A 15,278-nucleotide genomic window follows, 5' to 3' on the forward strand; every position below is an offset into this window, starting at 1 on the left:
TTGAGGCTCATGACGAACGCGATCTCCGTGTCCGGCCTGGTCAAGACGTTCGGCCGGACACGTGCGCTCGACGGTCTCGACTTAACCGTCGGCACCGGAGAGGTGCACGGCTTCCTGGGCCCGAACGGCGCCGGGAAGTCCACGACCATCCGCATCCTGCTCGGCCTGATCCGCGCCGACTCCGGCACGGCGAGCCTCCTGGGCGGCGACCCCTGGACCGACGCCACCGACCTGCACCGCCGCCTGGCCTACGTGCCCGGCGACGTGACCCTGTGGCCCGACCTGTCCGGCGGCGAGGTGATCGACCTGCTGGGACGGCTTCGCGGCGGGATCGACGCGCAGCGCAGGTCGAGCCTGCTCGAACGGTTCGAGCTCGATCCTCGCAAGAAGGGCCGCGCCTACTCCAAGGGCAACCGGCAGAAGGTCGCCCTGGTCGCGGCGCTCGCCTCGGATGTGGAGCTGCTCATCCTCGACGAGCCGACCTCCGGTCTGGACCCGCTGATGGAGGCGGTGTTCAGGGACAGCGTGGCCGAGGAGAAGGCGCGCGGCCGCACCGTGCTGCTGTCGAGCCACATCCTGTCCGAGGTGGAGGCCCTGTGCGACCGGGTGAGCATCATCCGCGGCGGCAGGGTCGTCGAGACCGGCACCCTGGTCGAGCTCCGCCACCTCACCCGCACCTCGGTCACAGCCGAACTGGCCCACGAGCCGGACGGCCTCACCGGCCTGCCCGGCATCCACGACCTGCGCGTCGAGGGCAATCGGGTGAGCTGCCAGGTCGAGCCCGCGCACCTCGACGAATTTTTCGGCGCCCTGGCCGCCATGGGTCTGCGCAACGTGACCGCCGCCCCTCCCACGCTCGAGGACCTCTTCATGCGCCACTACCGCACGGCGCGGCCGGACCGGCACGAGCGGCAGAGCGAGGAGGCCCGATGAGCGCGCTGACCGGAGCGGGCACGATCGCCCGCCTCATCGTCCGCCGCGACCGGCTGATCCTGCCCGTCTGGGGTCTGGCGGCCGCCGTCTTCCCGATGAGCATCGCCGGCAGCACCGCCGCGCTGTACCCGACCGCCGAGTCCCTGCGGTCGGTGGCCCGGGGGGCGATGGACAATCCCACGCAGCTGGCCACCCGCGGCCCCGTCTTCGACGCGAGCGTCGGCGGGCTGACCGCGTGGACCGTGGGCTCCTCCGGCGCGATGCTGCTGGGCTTGGTGAGCATGCTGCTCGTCATCCGGCACACCCGCGTGGAGGAGGAGTCGGGCCGCCGCGAACTCCTCGGCGCCGGTGTGGTCGGCAGGCACGCGCCTCTGGCCGCGGCGCTGGGGGTGGTGCTCGCCGCCGACCTGCTGATCGCCCTCCTGATGTCGGCGGCGCTGATGAGCGGCGGGCTGCCCGCGACGGGTTCGATCGCCCTCGGTCTCTCGCTGGCCGCCGCGGGCTGGACGTTCGCCGCGGTCGGCGCCGTGGTCGCGCAGGTGACCGAGAGCGCCGTCGCCGCCAGAGGGCTCGGCCTGGCCGTCTTCGTCGTCTGCTTCCTGGTCCGCGCGGTCGGCGACGCGGGCGGGGCGCATGGGCTGTCATGGCTGTCGCCGCTGGGCTGGACGCTGCACCTGCGGCCCTTCGCGGGCGAACGCTGGTGGGTGCTGGCGCCGCTGCTCGCCCTCGTCGCCCTGCTGGCCACCGCTGCCCACCTGCTGTCGGCCCGCCGCGACCTCGCCGCCGGCCTGCTGCCGCCACGGCTCGGCCCCGCCACGGCGGGGCCCGGCCTGCGCAGCCCGCTCGCCCTGGCCTGGCGGCTGCACCGCGGCCAGCTCGTGGCGTGGTCCGCGGGCTTCGCCGTGGGCGGCCTCGCCCTCGGCGGCGCGGTCTCCGGCGGCCTGGAAGGCCAGATCGATGCTCCCCAGATCATGGACATGATCGCCAAGGTGGGCGGCGAGCACGCCGGGCCCGCCGACTTCTTCCTCAACTACCTGCTGTCCATGCTGGCCTGGATCGTCGCGGCGTACGGCATCGTGTCGGCGCTGCGGCTGCGGTCGGAGGAGTCGGCCGGGCGCGCGGACCTCGTGCTCGTGACCCCCGTGAGCCGCGCCCGCTGGGCGCTCAGCCACCTGGTCATCGCCGCCGCGGGTCCCGCGGTCGTCCTGGCCGCGCTCGGCGCGGCCACCGGACTCGGGTACGGCCTGAGCGCCGGCGACCTCGGCAGGCTCCCGCAGGTGCTCGGGGCAGCCCTGGCCTACCTGCCGGCGGTGTGGGCGATGACCGGGATCGCGGCGGCCCTGGCCGGCCTGCTGCCCCGCCTCGCGTCGGCCAGTTGGGGAGTCTGGACGGCGTTCATCCTGCTCGACGTGTTCGGCACGCTCGGCCAGGTCGACGAGACGCTGCTGACCATCATCCCGTTCGTGCACGTGCCCTGGGTCGTGCTCGGGCAGACGTCGACGGCTCCGCTGGCGGTGCTGACCGCCGTGGCGGCCGCTCTGACCGCGCTCGGCATCGTCGGCCTGCGCCGGCGCGACCTGACGTGATCAGCCGTCCTCCGACACCGCGTTCAGCTCCTGCCACTTGTGCATCAGCTTCGGAACCTCGCTGCGCAGGAAGGCGAAGAAGCGCTCGATCTCCGCCAGCCGCGCGCCGGCCGGCGTGTCGGGGCTGAACACCGCCAGCCCGTCGTGCGCGCCTTCCTCGAAGCGGCGGTACACCTCATCGCTCGACAGGGCCGCCTTGTACCAGGCGGACTGGTCGACGCGGTAGTGGTCGCGGCGCTGACCCGGATCCCGCTCGCGGGTGATCATCCCGACGCGCATCAGGTACTTCACCGCCCCGGAGATCGCCGGAGGGCCGACCCGCAGTTGTCCGGCGAGCTCGGCGGCGGTGCGCCTGCCCTCCTCGGAGACCAGGACCGCAGCGAACACGCGGGCCGCCATCCGGGGATAGCCGGACTCGGACATGATCATGGCGAAGCGCTCCAGGAACTGCGCGGCCGCGGTCTCCCGATCGCCGCCGGTGTCGGGTGTCTCCGCCATCCACGCCTCTCCGCGTCGCCTCCGCCCGGTCGGAGTGAGTTTACCCAGTCCCGATAGTTGGGAAATTTCGTGAATCAAGAAAAGGCCGCTGCGCGACCCGGCACGTATCCGCATGCCAACCGCGAGCCGCGCGTGACGGCCGCCTCCGATGCTCATCCGGAAGCCGGACCGTGAACCCCTCGCAGCCCCCATCCGTTTCAGGTGCATGAGAGTCATCTGGCTCACCACCGTGCTCGTGACGCTCGCCGCCTGCGGGACGTCCCCGCCCGCTCCCCCGACTCGGTACGAGGCCGACGGGACCGTACTGTCCGACTCGCGGCACGGCCCCCAGCTCTGCGCCAACGTCGCCACCTCCCTGCCGCCCCAGTGCGGCGGCCCGGACATCGTCGGGTGGGACTGGAACACGGTCAAGCACTCCGCCCGGAACGGCGTGCGCTGGGGCGAGTACCACGTCGTGGGCACCTGGGACGGGGCGAGGCTGACGCTCACCGAGCCGCCGCGCCCCGCCGAGCGGCGCGACGCCCCGGTCGGCCGATCCGACTTCGCCACTCCGTGCCCGGCGCCCCCCGGCGGCTGGCGCCCGGTCGCTCCGGCGAAGGCCACCCATGAGGCGATGGAGGCCGCGATCGGCAGAGCCGAGCGGCTTCCCGGGTACGCGGGCAGTTGGCTGGACCAGAGCTACCTCGACGAGATCGAGGGCTACGACCCCGACGACCCCCGATCGGTCGAGCGATACGCCAACGACCCGGAGCGGCTCGTGCTGAACCTGCGGTTCACCGGCGACGCGACCGCCCACGAGGCCGCGATCCGCGAGGTCTGGGGCGGCGCGCTGTGCCTGAGCCGAGCCCGGCACACCGAGGCGGAGCTCCGAGCGGTCCAGGAGAGGGCCTCCAAGGAGATCAAGGGCGTCCACTCGGCCTCGGTGGACGTGCAGGCGGGGCGGGTCGACATCGGGGTCTGGGTGGTCACGCCGGAGCTCCAGCGCGAGGTCGACGCGACCTACGGGAAGGGCCTGGTGGTCCTCGACGGATTCCTCAAGCCGGTGGGCTCGTAGTGCGCCCTTCGCCCCGCCTGGAGGTCTGTCATGGTTCGAGGAGCCGGCCTGCCCAGGCGGGAATTCGCGAACAGGTGTCGAGTCCGCCTGCACATGGCTGCGGTTCCGGAGACATGTCCGGTCCGGAGCGAATACGGTGGCCCATTGACGATCGGCCAAGCCTGCAAGCCTTCCGGAGTCTCTTCTTGCGTACTGCAGCCGCAATCCTCTCCTTCCTGCTCGCCATCGCCATCCTGCCCGCCCGGCCTGCCACCGCCGCGGCCTCCGCCGCGTCGCTGCCGGGCGGCAAGACCACCTATGTCATCTCACAGGGTCATCTGAAGGCCGCCTCCCAGCAGAACTGGGTACGCCTGGGCAGCTACCGCTTCGCCGCGGACGGCACGGTGAGAGCCGCCCTGTACCTGTGGTGGCAGCGTCATCCCAAGGCCAGGCAGCGCACCGGCACCGTCCCCGACCCGAGCTGCACCACCAAGGCGGGCGGTGCCGCATCGAGGCCCCGCGCCTGCGAGGTGCTCACCGCCGGGGGCTTCACCGGCGCCCCCGAGGAGAGCCGCGCCGGGACGTACACCCTCGCGGGCGACGTGCTCACCATCCGGTGGAAGATCGCCCAGACGTGGACGGAGCAGTGGTACGTGCGGCCCTCGCCTGACGGCAGGCTGGCCCGCCTGGACCTCAAGCACAGCACGCTGGCCACGCACGGGTACGGCTACGGCAGCAACGCCGCGATCAGCACCCGGCGCGCGATGAGCTCGGTGAAGGCGTTCCCCGGCTCGCTCAGGCAGGATCTGACGAGCTGGGCGAGCGGCAAGCTCGTCACCTCCGGCAATCAGCCGTTCGGCCACTCCGCCTTCCGTGCCTGCGCCGCCACCACCTCGTGCCTGACCTACCTGCAGCCGTCCTCGCGGGGCGCGTGCCAGAAGTCGGGCGGCTGCCCCAAGTACGGCGGCGGAACGCGCCCCGACATCAGCTCCATCCAGTACTACCTCACGATGATCTCCAAGTCCGACCGCCGCGACACCCTCTGGCACTGGTGCACCTGCCTGGCGATGGAGCGCGGTGAGTTCTGCTACACCGGCAACTCCCACGTCAAACCGCTCATGCAGATCATCGACGACACGGGAGCCTTCCGCGGCTGGGTCGGCGCGGAGGCATCCTTCTCCACCGGCTCCCGGGCGACGGACATGCTGGCGGTGCTGCGCATCTCCGACTTCCGCTGACCGATCCGCACCCGTATCCCCAAGGTGTCGGCCCGGGTCGTCACACGACGGCGTCAATCTCGACGAGGAACCCGGGGCTCAAGCCGGCCACGACGTGGACCGTGATGGCCGGCGGCGGGCCGGCCCGGTTCCACACCTCCTGGAAGGCGGCCACACCCTCGTCGAAGGTGTGGCCGTCCACCACGGCGATGCGCCAGTGCACGATGTTCGCCAGGCTCGCACCCTCGCTCACCAGGATGGTCGTGAGATCGCGGAACGCCTGCCTGGCCTGCTCCCCGACCGTGGGACCGACGACCTTTCCGCCGGCGCCGTCTGCCTCGACTTCGCCCACACGGGCGGCGAGGGCCAATATGCGGTATTCGAGACCCTCCACGACCCTGCCGACCTGGCCGAGTGGGCTGATCCCCGAGCTGGCCGCCGACGCCACGAGCGCGGGGTGGGCGCCGCCGGTGCGGGCAACGCAGGCGCTGTCGACGCTGACGCGGGAGATGATCGAGCTGCTGTCCGGGCCGCTCGCCGCGCGCATCCGCGAGTGCGCGAGCGACGACTGCCCGCTGGTGTCCGTCGACACGTCCCGCCCCGGCGCCCGGCGCTGGTGCGCGATGGAGAGGTGTGGCAACCGTCACAGGCTGCGGGCTCTCCGCGCCCGGCAGGCCACAGACCCGTGACGCAGCCTCAAGCACGGCGAACTCTGGCATATCCCATGCGACGGGGCCTCGGCGGCGACCCGCGCCATGCGGCGCAGGGCGATGCCGGCGAAGTCCGACAGCAGTATTGCGGCGTGCCGTCGGCACCGGCGCATGCCGTCAGAGCGAGGAGAGGACCCGGATCCGGTCGGCCATGACACGCTTGGCCACGTCGGAGGTGAAAGCGATGCCCTCGAACTCGTGCGGCACGCCCGGGTGAAGGTGGAACTCGACCGGGACACCGGCCTGGCCGAGCCGCAGGGCGTAGGTGAGGTCCTCGTCGCGGAAGATGTCCAGTTGGCCGACCTCGATGTAGGCCGGGGGCAGTCCGGCCGGATCGGCCACCCGAGCGGGTGCGGCGTGGGCCGGCACGTCGGGGCCGGCGATGGCGTCGCCGAGCAGCGCGCCCCAGCCGGTGCGGTTGTCGTCCCAGGACCACAGCGCGTACGGCGCCAGGTGCGGGTCGGGGGTGAGGGTGCGGTCGTCGAGCATCGGCATGATCAGGATCTGCTGGGCGATCGCGGGGCCTTGCCGGTCTCGCGCCAGGATCGAGACCGCCGCGGCGATCCCACCGCCGGCGCTGTCGCCGAGGACGGCGATGCGGGCCGGGTCGACGCCGAGGGCGGCGGCGTGTTCGTGCAGCCATACGAGGCCGGCGTAGGCGTCCTCGACCGGGGTCGGGTGGGGGTGCTCGGGAGCGAGCCGGTAGTCCACCGAGAGGATCGGGGTGCCGCTGGCGGAGACATAACGGGAGATCGAGCCGTCGAACAGGCCGACGTGGCCGAGGATCATGCCGCCGCCGTGGAAGTAGACGGCCGCCGGTCCGGGATCGCTGGGCGCGCCCTGCTTGGTGTACCAGCGCAGCAGGATCTTCGAGCCGTCGGAGGTGAGCAGGTGGTGGTCGGTGATCGTGACGTCGGCAGGCCTCGGCTGGGCGGCGTCGGCATGGGCGATGAGCCCTTCGAGCGCGGCGCGGCGGCCGGCGACGTCCCCGACCGGCGGGGGCGTGCTGCCGGCCATCGCCGCGGCGATCGGGGCGAGCGCCTCGGCAACCTGCGGATCAAGAGAGATGGTCATGACGATGCTCCTTCGTGGAGGTGTCGGGGGTGAGCGGAGGTCCCGAGGTCAGGGTGAGGGCGGGTCAGACGGTGATGACGGTCTTTCCGGCGAGCCGACCGGTGACGGCCAGGTCGTGAACGTCGGCGAGGTCGGTCAGGGGGCGCCGGTCGGCGACGTCGATCCGCAGTTCGCCGGCGTCGACGCGGGCGACGAGCTCGGCGAGCTGGGCGGCGTCGCTGCGGGTGAACACCCGCTCCGTCCGGACACCGCGCGCGGTGTCCTCGCTAGCGGGGGTGGTGGTGCTGACCAGGACCCCGCCGTCGCTGACGAGGCCGACCAGGGCGGCGGTCTCGTCCGCCGAGGTGGTCACCAGGTTGAGCACGACGTCGAACCGGCCGCCGGCGGCCTGGGTGACGGGGGTGACGGTGTAGTCGATGATCCGGTCGGCCCCGTACGCGCGGACCCGGTCGGCGCTGCGCGCGCTCGCGGTCGCGGTGACGGCGGCTCCGGCCCGCTTGGCGAGCTGGACGGCGTACCCGCCGACCGCGCCGCCGGCGCCGTTGATCAGGATGGTCTGCCCGGCTTCGAGCTCGGCGTGCTCGAACAGCGCCTGCCAAGCCGTCAGGGCGGTCGCGGGGAGGGCGGCGGCATCGGCCAGATCGACCGTCCGCGGAGCGGCGGCCAGCGCCTCGGACGGGGCGAGCACGAATTCGGCGGCGGCGCCGGGCGCGTGGATCGGCAGGAAGGCCACGACCGCGTCTCCGGTGTTCCAGCCGGAGACGTCCGGGCCGAGCTCGGTGACGGTGCCGGCGACGTCGATGCCGGGCACGTGCGGGAGGACCAGCGGGAACACCTGCTGCAGGTACCCGGCGCGGATCGCCGCGTCGACCGGGTTGAACGAGGTGCCGGCCACCCTCACCAGCACCTGCCCCGCGCCGGGGACGGGTCGGTCGGCCTCCTCGTAGGTCAGGACGTCGCTGTCGCCGTAGCGGTGGTATCGCACTGCCTTCATGATCTCTCCTGGCGTCGTTGCTCCGAATTCGAAGCGATTTGACGACCATAACCTGCTTCGAGTTCAAAGCAATCCCGGGAAGGGTGTGACATCCATCACCATGCTGTCGAGGCGTGTTTTGAATTTGAAACAGATAGAATGACCGGATGTCTGACGCCGACGCCCTCCATCCCGCGCAGCTCGGCACCTACTTCGCGCTCATGGAGGCCGTCAGCCTGCTCCAGCACGCCGTCGAGCAGCAGTTGCGGGCGGAAGGCGACCTGAGTTACGTGCAGTTCCAGCTCCTGGCCCACCTCGCCGACGCCAGGCAGCTGACCATGACCGAGCTGGCCGACGGCGTCGTCTACAGCCGCAGCGGCCTGACCTACCAGGCCGGCCTGCTGGAGAAGGCCGGCCTCGTCACGCGCGGCCCCAGCCCCGATGACGAGCGCGCCACACTGGTGACCATCACCGAGGGCGGCCTCGCCCTCGTCGGGCGGGTCCTGCCCGGCCACATCGAGGTCGTGCGCCGCCTGCTGTTCAACCCCCTCACTGACGAGGACCTGCACGACCTCGGCGACATCATGACCCGCGTGCGCGACCACATGCGCGCCGAGCCGCCCCGCTCCGCCGCCCCCCGCAAACCCCGCAAGTGAGTCCCACCGGCCCAAAGAACGTCGAGGACCTGCGCGGTCGCCAGGCGCCGGCCCGGCGGCAGCCGGCTGCGTGTGCTCGGCCAGCCCGAGTTCGTGCCCACCACCGGCTGAGCCGGGCACCGGGCCTCACGGGACGGCGGGCCGTCCGATCCCGGGAAGAGCCGCTTCCAGGCACGCGGCGACCTGGAAGACCGTCACGTCGTCGTAGGTGCGGCCGACGATCTGCACGCCGGTGGGCACGCCGCCGGCGGCCAGCCCCGAGGGGACGGACAGGACCGGACAGCGGCTGGCGATGTTGAAGGGGATCGTCATCACCCCGAGCATGTAGTCGCCGGGCTCGCCCTTGATCGGCAGCGGGCCGCCGTCGTGCTCGGCCGGAAAGGCCGGCACCGCCGTGGTCGGGCAGAGCAGCGCGTCGAAGCGTTCCAGCAGCTCACCGAGCGGCCGGTAGATCAGGCCCTCCAGCTCCATGCCCTGGTAGAAGCTGAGCTCGGGCTCGGTGTCGGCGAACCGCCGCGTGTAGTCCGACAGCAGGTCCGCGTGCTCGATGGCCAGCTCGCGGATCCCGGCGCCGAAGATGCCCGCGAAGTGGGCGTCGGCGGCGGCCATGATCTGCGCCCTGGTCCAGGGCAGCTCGACCTCCTCCACGATCGCCCCTGCCGCCCGCAGCGCCTCGGCGGCCGCCAGCGTGCCCGCCACCACATCCGGCTCCACCAGATAGTCGCCCAGTGTCATGGACAGCGCGATCCGCATGCCGCGCACGTCGCCGGTGAGGGGCGGCAGCTCCAGCTTCGGCCGGATGGAGGCCACGTCCCAGGGGTGCGGACCGGCGATCACGTTCTGCAGCAGGGCGACGTCGGCGACGGTGCGGGCCATGGGCCCGTCGTGGCAGTACTGGTCGAGGTTGAACGGCGGCAGCGCGGGCACCCGCCCGAAGGGCGGCTTGAACCCGACCACTCCGCAGAACGAGGCCGGGATGCGGATGGAACCGCCGATGTCGGAACCGGTGGCCAGCAGCGAGGTGCCCGCGGCCAGCGAGGCGCCGGAGCCGCCCGACGAGCCTCCGGGCGAGTAGTCGAGGTTCCACGGGTTACGCGTGACGCCCCACAACCTGCTGTGGGTGAACCCGGCGCAGCTGAACTCGGGCGTCGTCGTGCGGGCGTGGACGATGCCGCCCGCCTGCGTGATCCGGGTGACCACCGGGTGGGTCACCTCGGCGATCACGCCCTGCAGCAGGAGCGAACCCTCCTCATGGGTGCGGCCCTCGATGGGTTGTTCCTCCTTGATCGCCACCGGGATCCCCTCCAGCGGCCTGGCGGTGCCGTTCAGGTAGGCGGCCTCGGCGGCCTTGGCCTGCTCCATGGCCGACTCGTACAGGCGCTCGGTGAAGGCGTTGATCCGCGGTTCCGTCACCTCCGCCCGGTCGATGACGGCGGTCAGCAGTTCCACGGGCGACAGCTCGCGCCTGGACATGAGGGCGTGGGCCTCGGTGGCCGACAGGTAACACAGCATCTGTGCGCATCTCCTTAGAAAGCGGGCCGCGGGACGGAACTCAGCAGGAGCCGCGTGTACTCGTGCTCGGGCGCGGTCAGCACCCGCGTCGTCGGCCCCGACTCGACGATCCGGCCGCGCCGCATGACGGCCACGTGGTCGGTGACACAGCCGACCACGGCCAGGTCGTGGGTGATGAACAGGTAGGAGACGCCGCCGGCCGCGCGGATCTCGGCCAGCAGGCCGAGGATCTGCGCCTGGACCGAGACGTCCAGCGCGGCCGCGGCCTCGTCGAGCACCAGCACCCTGGGCCGCACGGCCAGCGCTCTGGCGATGGCGACGCGCTGCCGCTGCCCGCCCGACAGCTCCCTGGGCAGCGCTCGCGCCTCGCGCGGGCCGAGACCGACCTGGTCGAGCAACTCGGCCACGCGCGCCGCGGTCGGCTCGCCGGGAAAGTGCAGTCGCAGCACCTCCGCCAGCGACTCCTGTACGGCAAGGCGCGGGTCGAGCGAGCCGAGCGGATCCTGGAAGACGATCTGGATCAGCCTGGCCCTGTCCTTGCGACCGAGCGTCGCCAGCGGCCTGCCCGCCACCAGCACGCTGCCCGCGTCGGGCCGCTCCAGGCCGAGCAGCAGCCTGGCCGTCGTGGTCTTGCCCGAGCCGGACTCGCCCACCAGGCCGAGCGAGCCGCCCGCCGCCAGGTCGAAGCCGACGTCGTCCACCGCGGTCCACGCGCCGTACCGTTTGCGCAGGCCGCGCACCTCAAGGTCGATGCTCACGCTTCCGCCTTCACACAGGCCACCCCGTCCACCAGGAGCGGGGCGGCAGCCGTACAGGAGTCCATGGCGTGCGGGCAGCGCGGGGCGAACGGGCAGCCCGGCACGGCCGACAGCAGGTCGGGCGGGCGTCCCGGGATCGGCGGCGGCAGCGTGCCCAGGTCGCCGACCCGCGGGGTGGCGGCCAGCAGGCCCGTGGTGTAGGGGTGACGCGGCCCGGCGAACAGCCGCCGCGTCGGCCCGGTCTCCATGACCCGGCCCGCGTACATGACGTAGACGCGGTCGCAGATCATCGCGGCCAGTTCGAGGTCGTGGGTGATGAACAGCATCCCGGTCCGCGTCCTGGCGCGCAGGTCGCGCAGCAACCTGATGATCTCGGCCTGGGTGGTCACGTCCAGGGCGGTGGTCGGCTCGTCGGCCAGCAGCAGCCGGGGCTCTCCCGCCAGGGCCGCCGCGATCACCACCCGCTGGAGCATGCCCCCGGACAGCTCGTGCGGATGCTGGCGCACGTGCCGTTCGGGGTCCGGCAGGCCGACCAGGCCGAGCAGTTCGACGGCTCGGGCGCGGGCCGCCCTGGCGCCGGTCTCCTCCCGGAGGATCTCGGCGAGGAAGTCGCCGATCCGCCGGAACGGGCTGATCGCCGCGCGCGGGTCCTGGTAGATCATCGCGGCCGCGTGGGTCCGGTGCCGGCGCAGCTCTGCCGGAGACAGGGCGAGCACGTCGGCGCCGTCCATGCGGATCTCGCCCGAGGTCAGCGCGCCCTTCGGCAGCAGGCCGAGGACGGCCCGCGCGGTCAGGGACTTGCCGGATCCCGACTCGCCGACCAGGCCGACGGTCTCGTTCTCCGCCACGGTGAGCGAGAGGCCGTCGATCGCCGGGCGGGCGGTGCGCGGCAGCCGTACCGAAAGATCGTCGATCTCCAGCATGGTCACCTCCTGGAGACGCGGTCGGCGAGGCTCTCGCCGACGATGTTGAAGGCGATCACGCTCAGCACGATGGCCAGGCCGGGGACGAGGATCGGGCCGAGCGCGCCCTGCAGGACCGCCGACTGCCCCTCGTTGATCATGGCTCCCCAGTCGGCGGCCGGCGGCTGCACGCCCAGGCCGAGGAAGGCGAGCCCGGCCAGGTCGAGCAGCGCGTAGCCGAAGTTGACCGTGGACTGCGCGAGGATCACCGGGGCGATGTTCGGCAGCAGGTGACGCAGGCAGATGGTCAGACCGCCGAATCCCAGTGCCCGGTAGGCGGCGATGTACGGCCGGCCCATCTCCCCTCGCGCCATTCCGCGCACCATGCGGCCCACGAACGGGGTGTAGGCGACGGCCAGGGTGATGACCGGCCCCACCTGGCCGGGGCCGTACATCGCGACGACCAGCATGGCCAGCAGCAGGCCGGGGAAGGCGAAGACCAGCTCCATCGAGCGCGACAGCGCGGTGTCCACCCAGCCGCCGTGCCAGGCGGCGGCCAGCCCGATCACGACACCGAGAACCGTGGACAGGGCCACGACGCCGAGCGGGCCGAGCAGGCCGGTCCTGGCCCCGTAGATCATCCTGGAGAGCAGGTCACGGCCGGAGGCGTCGGCCCCGAGCAGGTGGTCGGCGCTCGGTCCGGCCAGCACCGCCGACAGGTCCACCGCGTCGGGGTCGGCGGGGGCCACCAGCGGCGCGAACACGGCGGCCAGGACCAGCAGCGCGATCACCACCAGCGCCGCCGTCCGCAGGCCGCCGCCTTTGAGCCGGCCGGTACGGCCGCGCAGGCCCGGTCTGATGACGAGTTGTTCCATCAGTCCCTCGCTCCCAGACGCACGCGGGGGTCGGCCAGCGGTGCCAGCAGGTCCACCGCGAGGTTGGCGACCACGAACACCGCCACGGTCAGCAGGGTCAGCGCCTGCACGACGGGGAAGTCCTTGACCGTCACCGAGTACTGCAGCAGCTGGCCCAGGCCGTTGACCCCGAAGGTGGTCTCCACCAGCACAGTCGAGACCAGCAGGCCGGGCACCAGCAGGCCGCCGTAGGTGAGGGTCACGGTCATGGCGCCGCGCAGCACGTGCCGGCGCACGATCGTCCGCTCGGGCACGCCGCGCCCGCGGGCGACCGTGACGTACTCCTGGCCCAGCTGTTCCAGCATCGCCGAGCGCGACACCCGGGCCAGCACCCCCGCGAAGGTGAGGGCCAGCGCGACGGCGGGCAGGGTGAGATGGTGCAGGCGGTCGGCCAGGCCCTGGCCCGCGCCGATGGACGGGAACCAGCCGAGGTTCACCGAGAACACCGCGATGAGCACGAACCCCAGCACGAACGACGGGGTGGCGACCGCGACCGAGCTGCCCACGAGCACGGCCTTGTCGACCACGCCGGGCCTGGTCGCGCTCCACACGCCGAACGCCAGGCCGAGCACCATCGTGAGCACGAAGGCCATGCCGATGAGGGTCAGCGTGACGGGCACGCGGGCGGCGATCAGCCCTCCGACGTCGGTGCGGAACTGCACCGAGCGGCCGAAATCGCCGGTGAGCACGCCGCCGATCCAGTGCAGGTACTGCACCGGGGCCGGGTCGTCGAACCGGTACTGCGCGCGGACGGCGGCGATGGCCTCCGGTGTGGCCGAGCGGCCGCTGAGCAGGAAGCTGGCCGGGTCGCCCGGGGCGAGCTGGAGGGCGCCGAACACCAGGAAGGAGGCCGCTCCCAGGATCGCGACCATCCCCCCCAGGCGGCGCAGCAGGAAGCGCGCCATCATCCAGCCGCGCCGATGTCCGCGGCCCACGGGTAGTAGAGGTAGGAGATGCTGGTGGGCGCGCCCGTGACGCGCTTGCCGATGAACATCACGTTGTCGAGGTCCGCCAGCGGGATCCAGGGCAGCTGCGTGGCCACGGTCGCCTGGAGCTCGGCCGTCAGCTGAGCTCGCTTGACCCGGTCGAACTCCACTTCGGCCGCCGCGACGAGCTTGTCGTAGGCGGGGTCGGAGAATCCGCCGTAGTTCTCGAACTGCCCGGTCTGGAACAGCCCGTACAGCTCCAGCGGGTCGGTCGCCGACAGGTACCAGAACGTGGGGAACAGGTCGATGCCCTTGCGCGCCTCGGGGTCGGAGAACAGCGCGGTGTAGGCGTCGGGGGCGATGGTGCGCACCTCGGCGGCCAGGCCGATCTCCTGGGCCGCCGCCTGCACGGCGTTGGAGATCACCGACATCTCGGGTCCCGTGTTGGTGGTGGCGATCACGATCTTCTTGCCCTGCGCCCCGGCCTCGGCGACGAGCTTCTTGGCCGCTTCCACGTCACGCGTGACGGCCGGCGCGGGCGGCTTGGCCGCCCCGACGTTGCGCCAGGACTCGGTCGGCCCCGGTACGAGCGAGGGGCTGCTGTAGTCGCCGAAGGCCGCTTTGGCCAGGCCCTGCCGGTCGATGGCCAGCGACAGTGCCCGCCGTACCCTGACATCGGCGAGCGTCCCGTTCTTGAGGTCGGAGACGATCAGGTTCGCGGTGGTCAGGTTGGGGCCGCCGTGGACGGTGCCGGCACCCGAGGACCGCAGCCGGGCGACGGAGGCGGCCGGGACCATCCAGCTCCCGTCGGCCTCGCCGGTCACCAGGGCGTTGGTCCTGGCCGCCGCGTCGGGCACGAAGGTGAAGGTGACCTTGCCGGACCTGGCCCGGTCACCCCAGTAGCCGTCGAAACGGTCCAGTCGGATCGACTGCCCCTTGGTCCAGGTGCCGAGCTTGAACGGGCCCGTGCAGTCGAGGCCGCCGTCGGCGGTGCCGAACGCCTTGCCCTTGGCCTGGAGCGAGGCGGCGCTGGCCACCGTACCGGGAGAGGCGCCCATCTCCAGGTTGAACAGCGCGTCGGGCTGCTTGAACGTGACCGTCACCTCCATCGGTCCGGTCTTGGTGATCGACTCGACGTTGCGGAAGGTGGAGATCCAGTAGGAGCCGACCTTCTCGTCCAGGTGCCGGTTGAGGCTGGCCACGACGTCGTCGGCGGTCATCTCGGCGCCGCTGTGGAACTTCACACCCTTGCGGATGGTGTAGACGAGCGTCTTGGGGTCGCGCTGCTCGTACTTCTCCGCCAGGCCTGGCTCCTCCTTCAGCTCCGGCGTCCAGCGCATGAGGCTCTCGCAGACGTTGGACAGCACCATGTTCTGCGGATAGTCGAAGGCGTGGACGTAGTCCAGGGTCGGGGGCTCGGCATAGGACACCCAGGTGAAGGCGTCGATGTCGCCCTTGGGCAAGGGGGTGCCGGAGCTGAGGGTCCTGCCGGGAGAGGGGGCCGCGTTCCCGCCTCCTCCGCCGCACGCGGCTGCCGTCACGGTGAGGGTGAGGACGGTCAGTGCCGCCCAGCGTCGTCTGCTCAT

Annotated in this window: 16 protein-coding genes; 6 read left to right on the forward strand and 10 right to left on the reverse strand. The window is 72.1% G+C overall.

Annotated elements, in window-relative coordinates; translation table 11 throughout:
• The first annotated feature begins 9 nt into the window (after positions 1-9).
• Positions 10-933 (forward strand): ABC transporter ATP-binding protein, encoded by a 924-nt coding sequence (locus FHU36_RS20425; protein WP_185085544.1) that lies wholly within the window; start codon positions 10-12, stop codon positions 931-933.
• A complete protein-coding gene (locus tag FHU36_RS20430; RefSeq protein ID WP_185085545.1) occupies positions 930-2,519 on the forward strand; it encodes an ABC transporter permease in 1,590 nt (529 codons plus the stop codon). The genes FHU36_RS20425 and FHU36_RS20430 overlap by 4 nt, the downstream gene beginning before the upstream one ends.
• On the opposite strand, the gene FHU36_RS20435 is transcribed toward FHU36_RS20430, so the two are convergent.
• Positions 2,520-3,017 (reverse strand): GbsR/MarR family transcriptional regulator, encoded by a 498-nt coding sequence (locus FHU36_RS20435; protein WP_185085546.1) that lies wholly within the window; start codon positions 3,015-3,017, stop codon positions 2,520-2,522.
• Between the two features lie 205 nt (positions 3,018-3,222).
• Here FHU36_RS20435 and FHU36_RS20440 point away from each other — a divergent pair, with 205 nt between their 5' ends.
• Together FHU36_RS20440 and FHU36_RS20445 are read left to right on the forward strand one after the other, a co-directional pair.
• Complete coding sequence (locus FHU36_RS20440) at positions 3,223-4,071, forward strand: hypothetical protein (RefSeq protein WP_185085547.1); 849 nt, start codon at positions 3,223-3,225, stop codon at positions 4,069-4,071.
• Between the two features lie 185 nt (positions 4,072-4,256).
• The gene (locus FHU36_RS20445) at positions 4,257-5,288 is read left to right on the forward strand and encodes a hypothetical protein (RefSeq protein WP_185085548.1); all 1,032 of its coding nucleotides are present in this window, start codon (positions 4,257-4,259) and stop codon (positions 5,286-5,288) included.
• Between the two features lie 40 nt (positions 5,289-5,328).
• Here the strand turns inward: FHU36_RS20445 and FHU36_RS44635 are convergent, their stop codons facing one another.
• Positions 5,329-5,814, reverse strand: coding sequence for a RidA family protein (locus FHU36_RS44635; RefSeq protein WP_246502514.1), 486 nt, complete (start codon positions 5,812-5,814; stop codon positions 5,329-5,331).
• Here FHU36_RS44635 and FHU36_RS44640 point away from each other — a divergent pair.
• Positions 5,777-5,956, forward strand: coding sequence for a CGNR zinc finger domain-containing protein (locus FHU36_RS44640; RefSeq protein WP_246502515.1), 180 nt, complete (start codon positions 5,777-5,779; stop codon positions 5,954-5,956). The genes FHU36_RS44635 and FHU36_RS44640 overlap by 38 nt on opposite strands.
• A 138-nt stretch (positions 5,957-6,094) precedes the next feature.
• Here FHU36_RS44640 and FHU36_RS20460 read toward each other — a convergent pair whose 3' ends face one another.
• Both FHU36_RS20460 and FHU36_RS20465 read right to left on the reverse strand, forming a co-directional pair.
• Positions 6,095-7,051 carry an alpha/beta hydrolase gene (locus tag FHU36_RS20460; protein WP_185085549.1) on the reverse strand — a complete coding sequence of 319 codons (957 nt, stop codon included), beginning with the start codon at positions 7,049-7,051 and terminating at the stop codon, positions 6,095-6,097.
• 64 nt (positions 7,052-7,115) lie between these two features.
• On the reverse strand, positions 7,116-8,045 hold the full coding sequence (locus tag FHU36_RS20465; protein ID WP_185085550.1) for an NADP-dependent oxidoreductase: 930 nt from the start codon (positions 8,043-8,045) through the stop codon (positions 7,116-7,118).
• A 146-nt stretch (positions 8,046-8,191) separates the two neighbouring features.
• Between FHU36_RS20465 and FHU36_RS20470 the strand changes: the two genes are divergently transcribed.
• Positions 8,192-8,680 (forward strand): MarR family winged helix-turn-helix transcriptional regulator, encoded by a 489-nt coding sequence (locus tag FHU36_RS20470; protein WP_185085551.1) that lies wholly within the window; start codon positions 8,192-8,194, stop codon positions 8,678-8,680.
• Positions 8,681-8,806: 126 nt separating this feature from the next.
• On the opposite strand, the gene FHU36_RS20475 is transcribed toward FHU36_RS20470, so the two are convergent.
• The 6 genes from FHU36_RS20475 to FHU36_RS20500 are packed head-to-tail and all read right to left on the reverse strand — an operon-like array spanning position 8,807 to position 15,278.
• Positions 8,807-10,192: an amidase gene (locus FHU36_RS20475; RefSeq protein ID WP_185085552.1), complete on the reverse strand. Its 1,386-nt coding sequence runs from the start codon at positions 10,190-10,192 to the stop codon at positions 8,807-8,809.
• Positions 10,193-10,206: 14 nt separating this feature from the next.
• Positions 10,207-10,950, reverse strand: coding sequence for an ABC transporter ATP-binding protein (locus tag FHU36_RS20480; protein ID WP_185085553.1), 744 nt, complete (start codon positions 10,948-10,950; stop codon positions 10,207-10,209).
• Entirely contained in the window at positions 10,947-11,873 is a 927-nt protein-coding gene (locus FHU36_RS20485) for an ABC transporter ATP-binding protein (RefSeq protein WP_185085554.1), read from the reverse strand. Before FHU36_RS20485 ends, FHU36_RS20480 begins: the two co-directional genes overlap by 4 nt.
• Before the next feature lie 2 nt (positions 11,874-11,875).
• On the reverse strand, positions 11,876-12,727 hold the full coding sequence (locus tag FHU36_RS20490) for an ABC transporter permease (protein WP_185085555.1): 852 nt from the start codon (positions 12,725-12,727) through the stop codon (positions 11,876-11,878).
• A complete protein-coding gene (locus FHU36_RS20495; RefSeq protein ID WP_312891715.1) occupies positions 12,727-13,701 on the reverse strand; it encodes an ABC transporter permease in 975 nt (324 codons plus the stop codon). The genes FHU36_RS20490 and FHU36_RS20495 overlap by 1 nt, the downstream gene beginning before the upstream one ends.
• A complete protein-coding gene (locus tag FHU36_RS20500; protein WP_185085556.1) occupies positions 13,671-15,278 on the reverse strand; it encodes an ABC transporter substrate-binding protein in 1,608 nt (535 codons plus the stop codon). Before FHU36_RS20500 ends, FHU36_RS20495 begins: the two co-directional genes overlap by 31 nt.

It is taken from the genome of Nonomuraea muscovyensis (assembly GCF_014207745.1).
In the GTDB taxonomy this organism is placed as follows: domain Bacteria; phylum Actinomycetota; class Actinomycetes; order Streptosporangiales; family Streptosporangiaceae; genus Nonomuraea; species Nonomuraea muscovyensis.

What these genes read in the sequence shown, in the direction of transcription:
- FHU36_RS20425 (WP_185085544.1), top strand. Translation starts at nt 10, where the DNA reads ATGACGAACGCGATCTCCGTGTCCGGCCTGGTCAAGACGTTCGGCCGG.
- FHU36_RS20430 (WP_185085545.1), top strand. Translation starts at nt 930, where the DNA reads ATGAGCGCGCTGACCGGAGCGGGCACGATCGCCCGCCTCATCGTCCGC.
- FHU36_RS20435 (WP_185085546.1), bottom strand. Translation starts at nt 3,017, where the DNA reads ATGGCGGAGACACCCGACACCGGCGGCGATCGGGAGACCGCGGCCGCG.
- FHU36_RS20440 (WP_185085547.1), top strand. Translation starts at nt 3,223, where the DNA reads ATGAGAGTCATCTGGCTCACCACCGTGCTCGTGACGCTCGCCGCCTGC.
- FHU36_RS44640 (WP_246502515.1), top strand. Translation starts at nt 5,777, where the DNA reads ATGATCGAGCTGCTGTCCGGGCCGCTCGCCGCGCGCATCCGCGAGTGC.
- FHU36_RS44635 (WP_246502514.1), bottom strand. Translation starts at nt 5,814, where the DNA reads ATGCGCGCGGCGAGCGGCCCGGACAGCAGCTCGATCATCTCCCGCGTC.
- FHU36_RS20460 (WP_185085549.1), bottom strand. Translation starts at nt 7,051, where the DNA reads ATGACCATCTCTCTTGATCCGCAGGTTGCCGAGGCGCTCGCCCCGATC.
- FHU36_RS20465 (WP_185085550.1), bottom strand. Translation starts at nt 8,045, where the DNA reads ATGAAGGCAGTGCGATACCACCGCTACGGCGACAGCGACGTCCTGACC.
- FHU36_RS20470 (WP_185085551.1), top strand. Translation starts at nt 8,192, where the DNA reads ATGTCTGACGCCGACGCCCTCCATCCCGCGCAGCTCGGCACCTACTTC.
- FHU36_RS20475 (WP_185085552.1), bottom strand. Translation starts at nt 10,192, where the DNA reads ATGCTGTGTTACCTGTCGGCCACCGAGGCCCACGCCCTCATGTCCAGG.
- FHU36_RS20485 (WP_185085554.1), bottom strand. Translation starts at nt 11,873, where the DNA reads ATGCTGGAGATCGACGATCTTTCGGTACGGCTGCCGCGCACCGCCCGC.
- FHU36_RS20490 (WP_185085555.1), bottom strand. Translation starts at nt 12,727, where the DNA reads ATGGAACAACTCGTCATCAGACCGGGCCTGCGCGGCCGTACCGGCCGG.
- FHU36_RS20500 (WP_185085556.1), bottom strand. Translation starts at nt 15,278, where the DNA reads ATGAGCAGACGACGCTGGGCGGCACTGACCGTCCTCACCCTCACCGTG.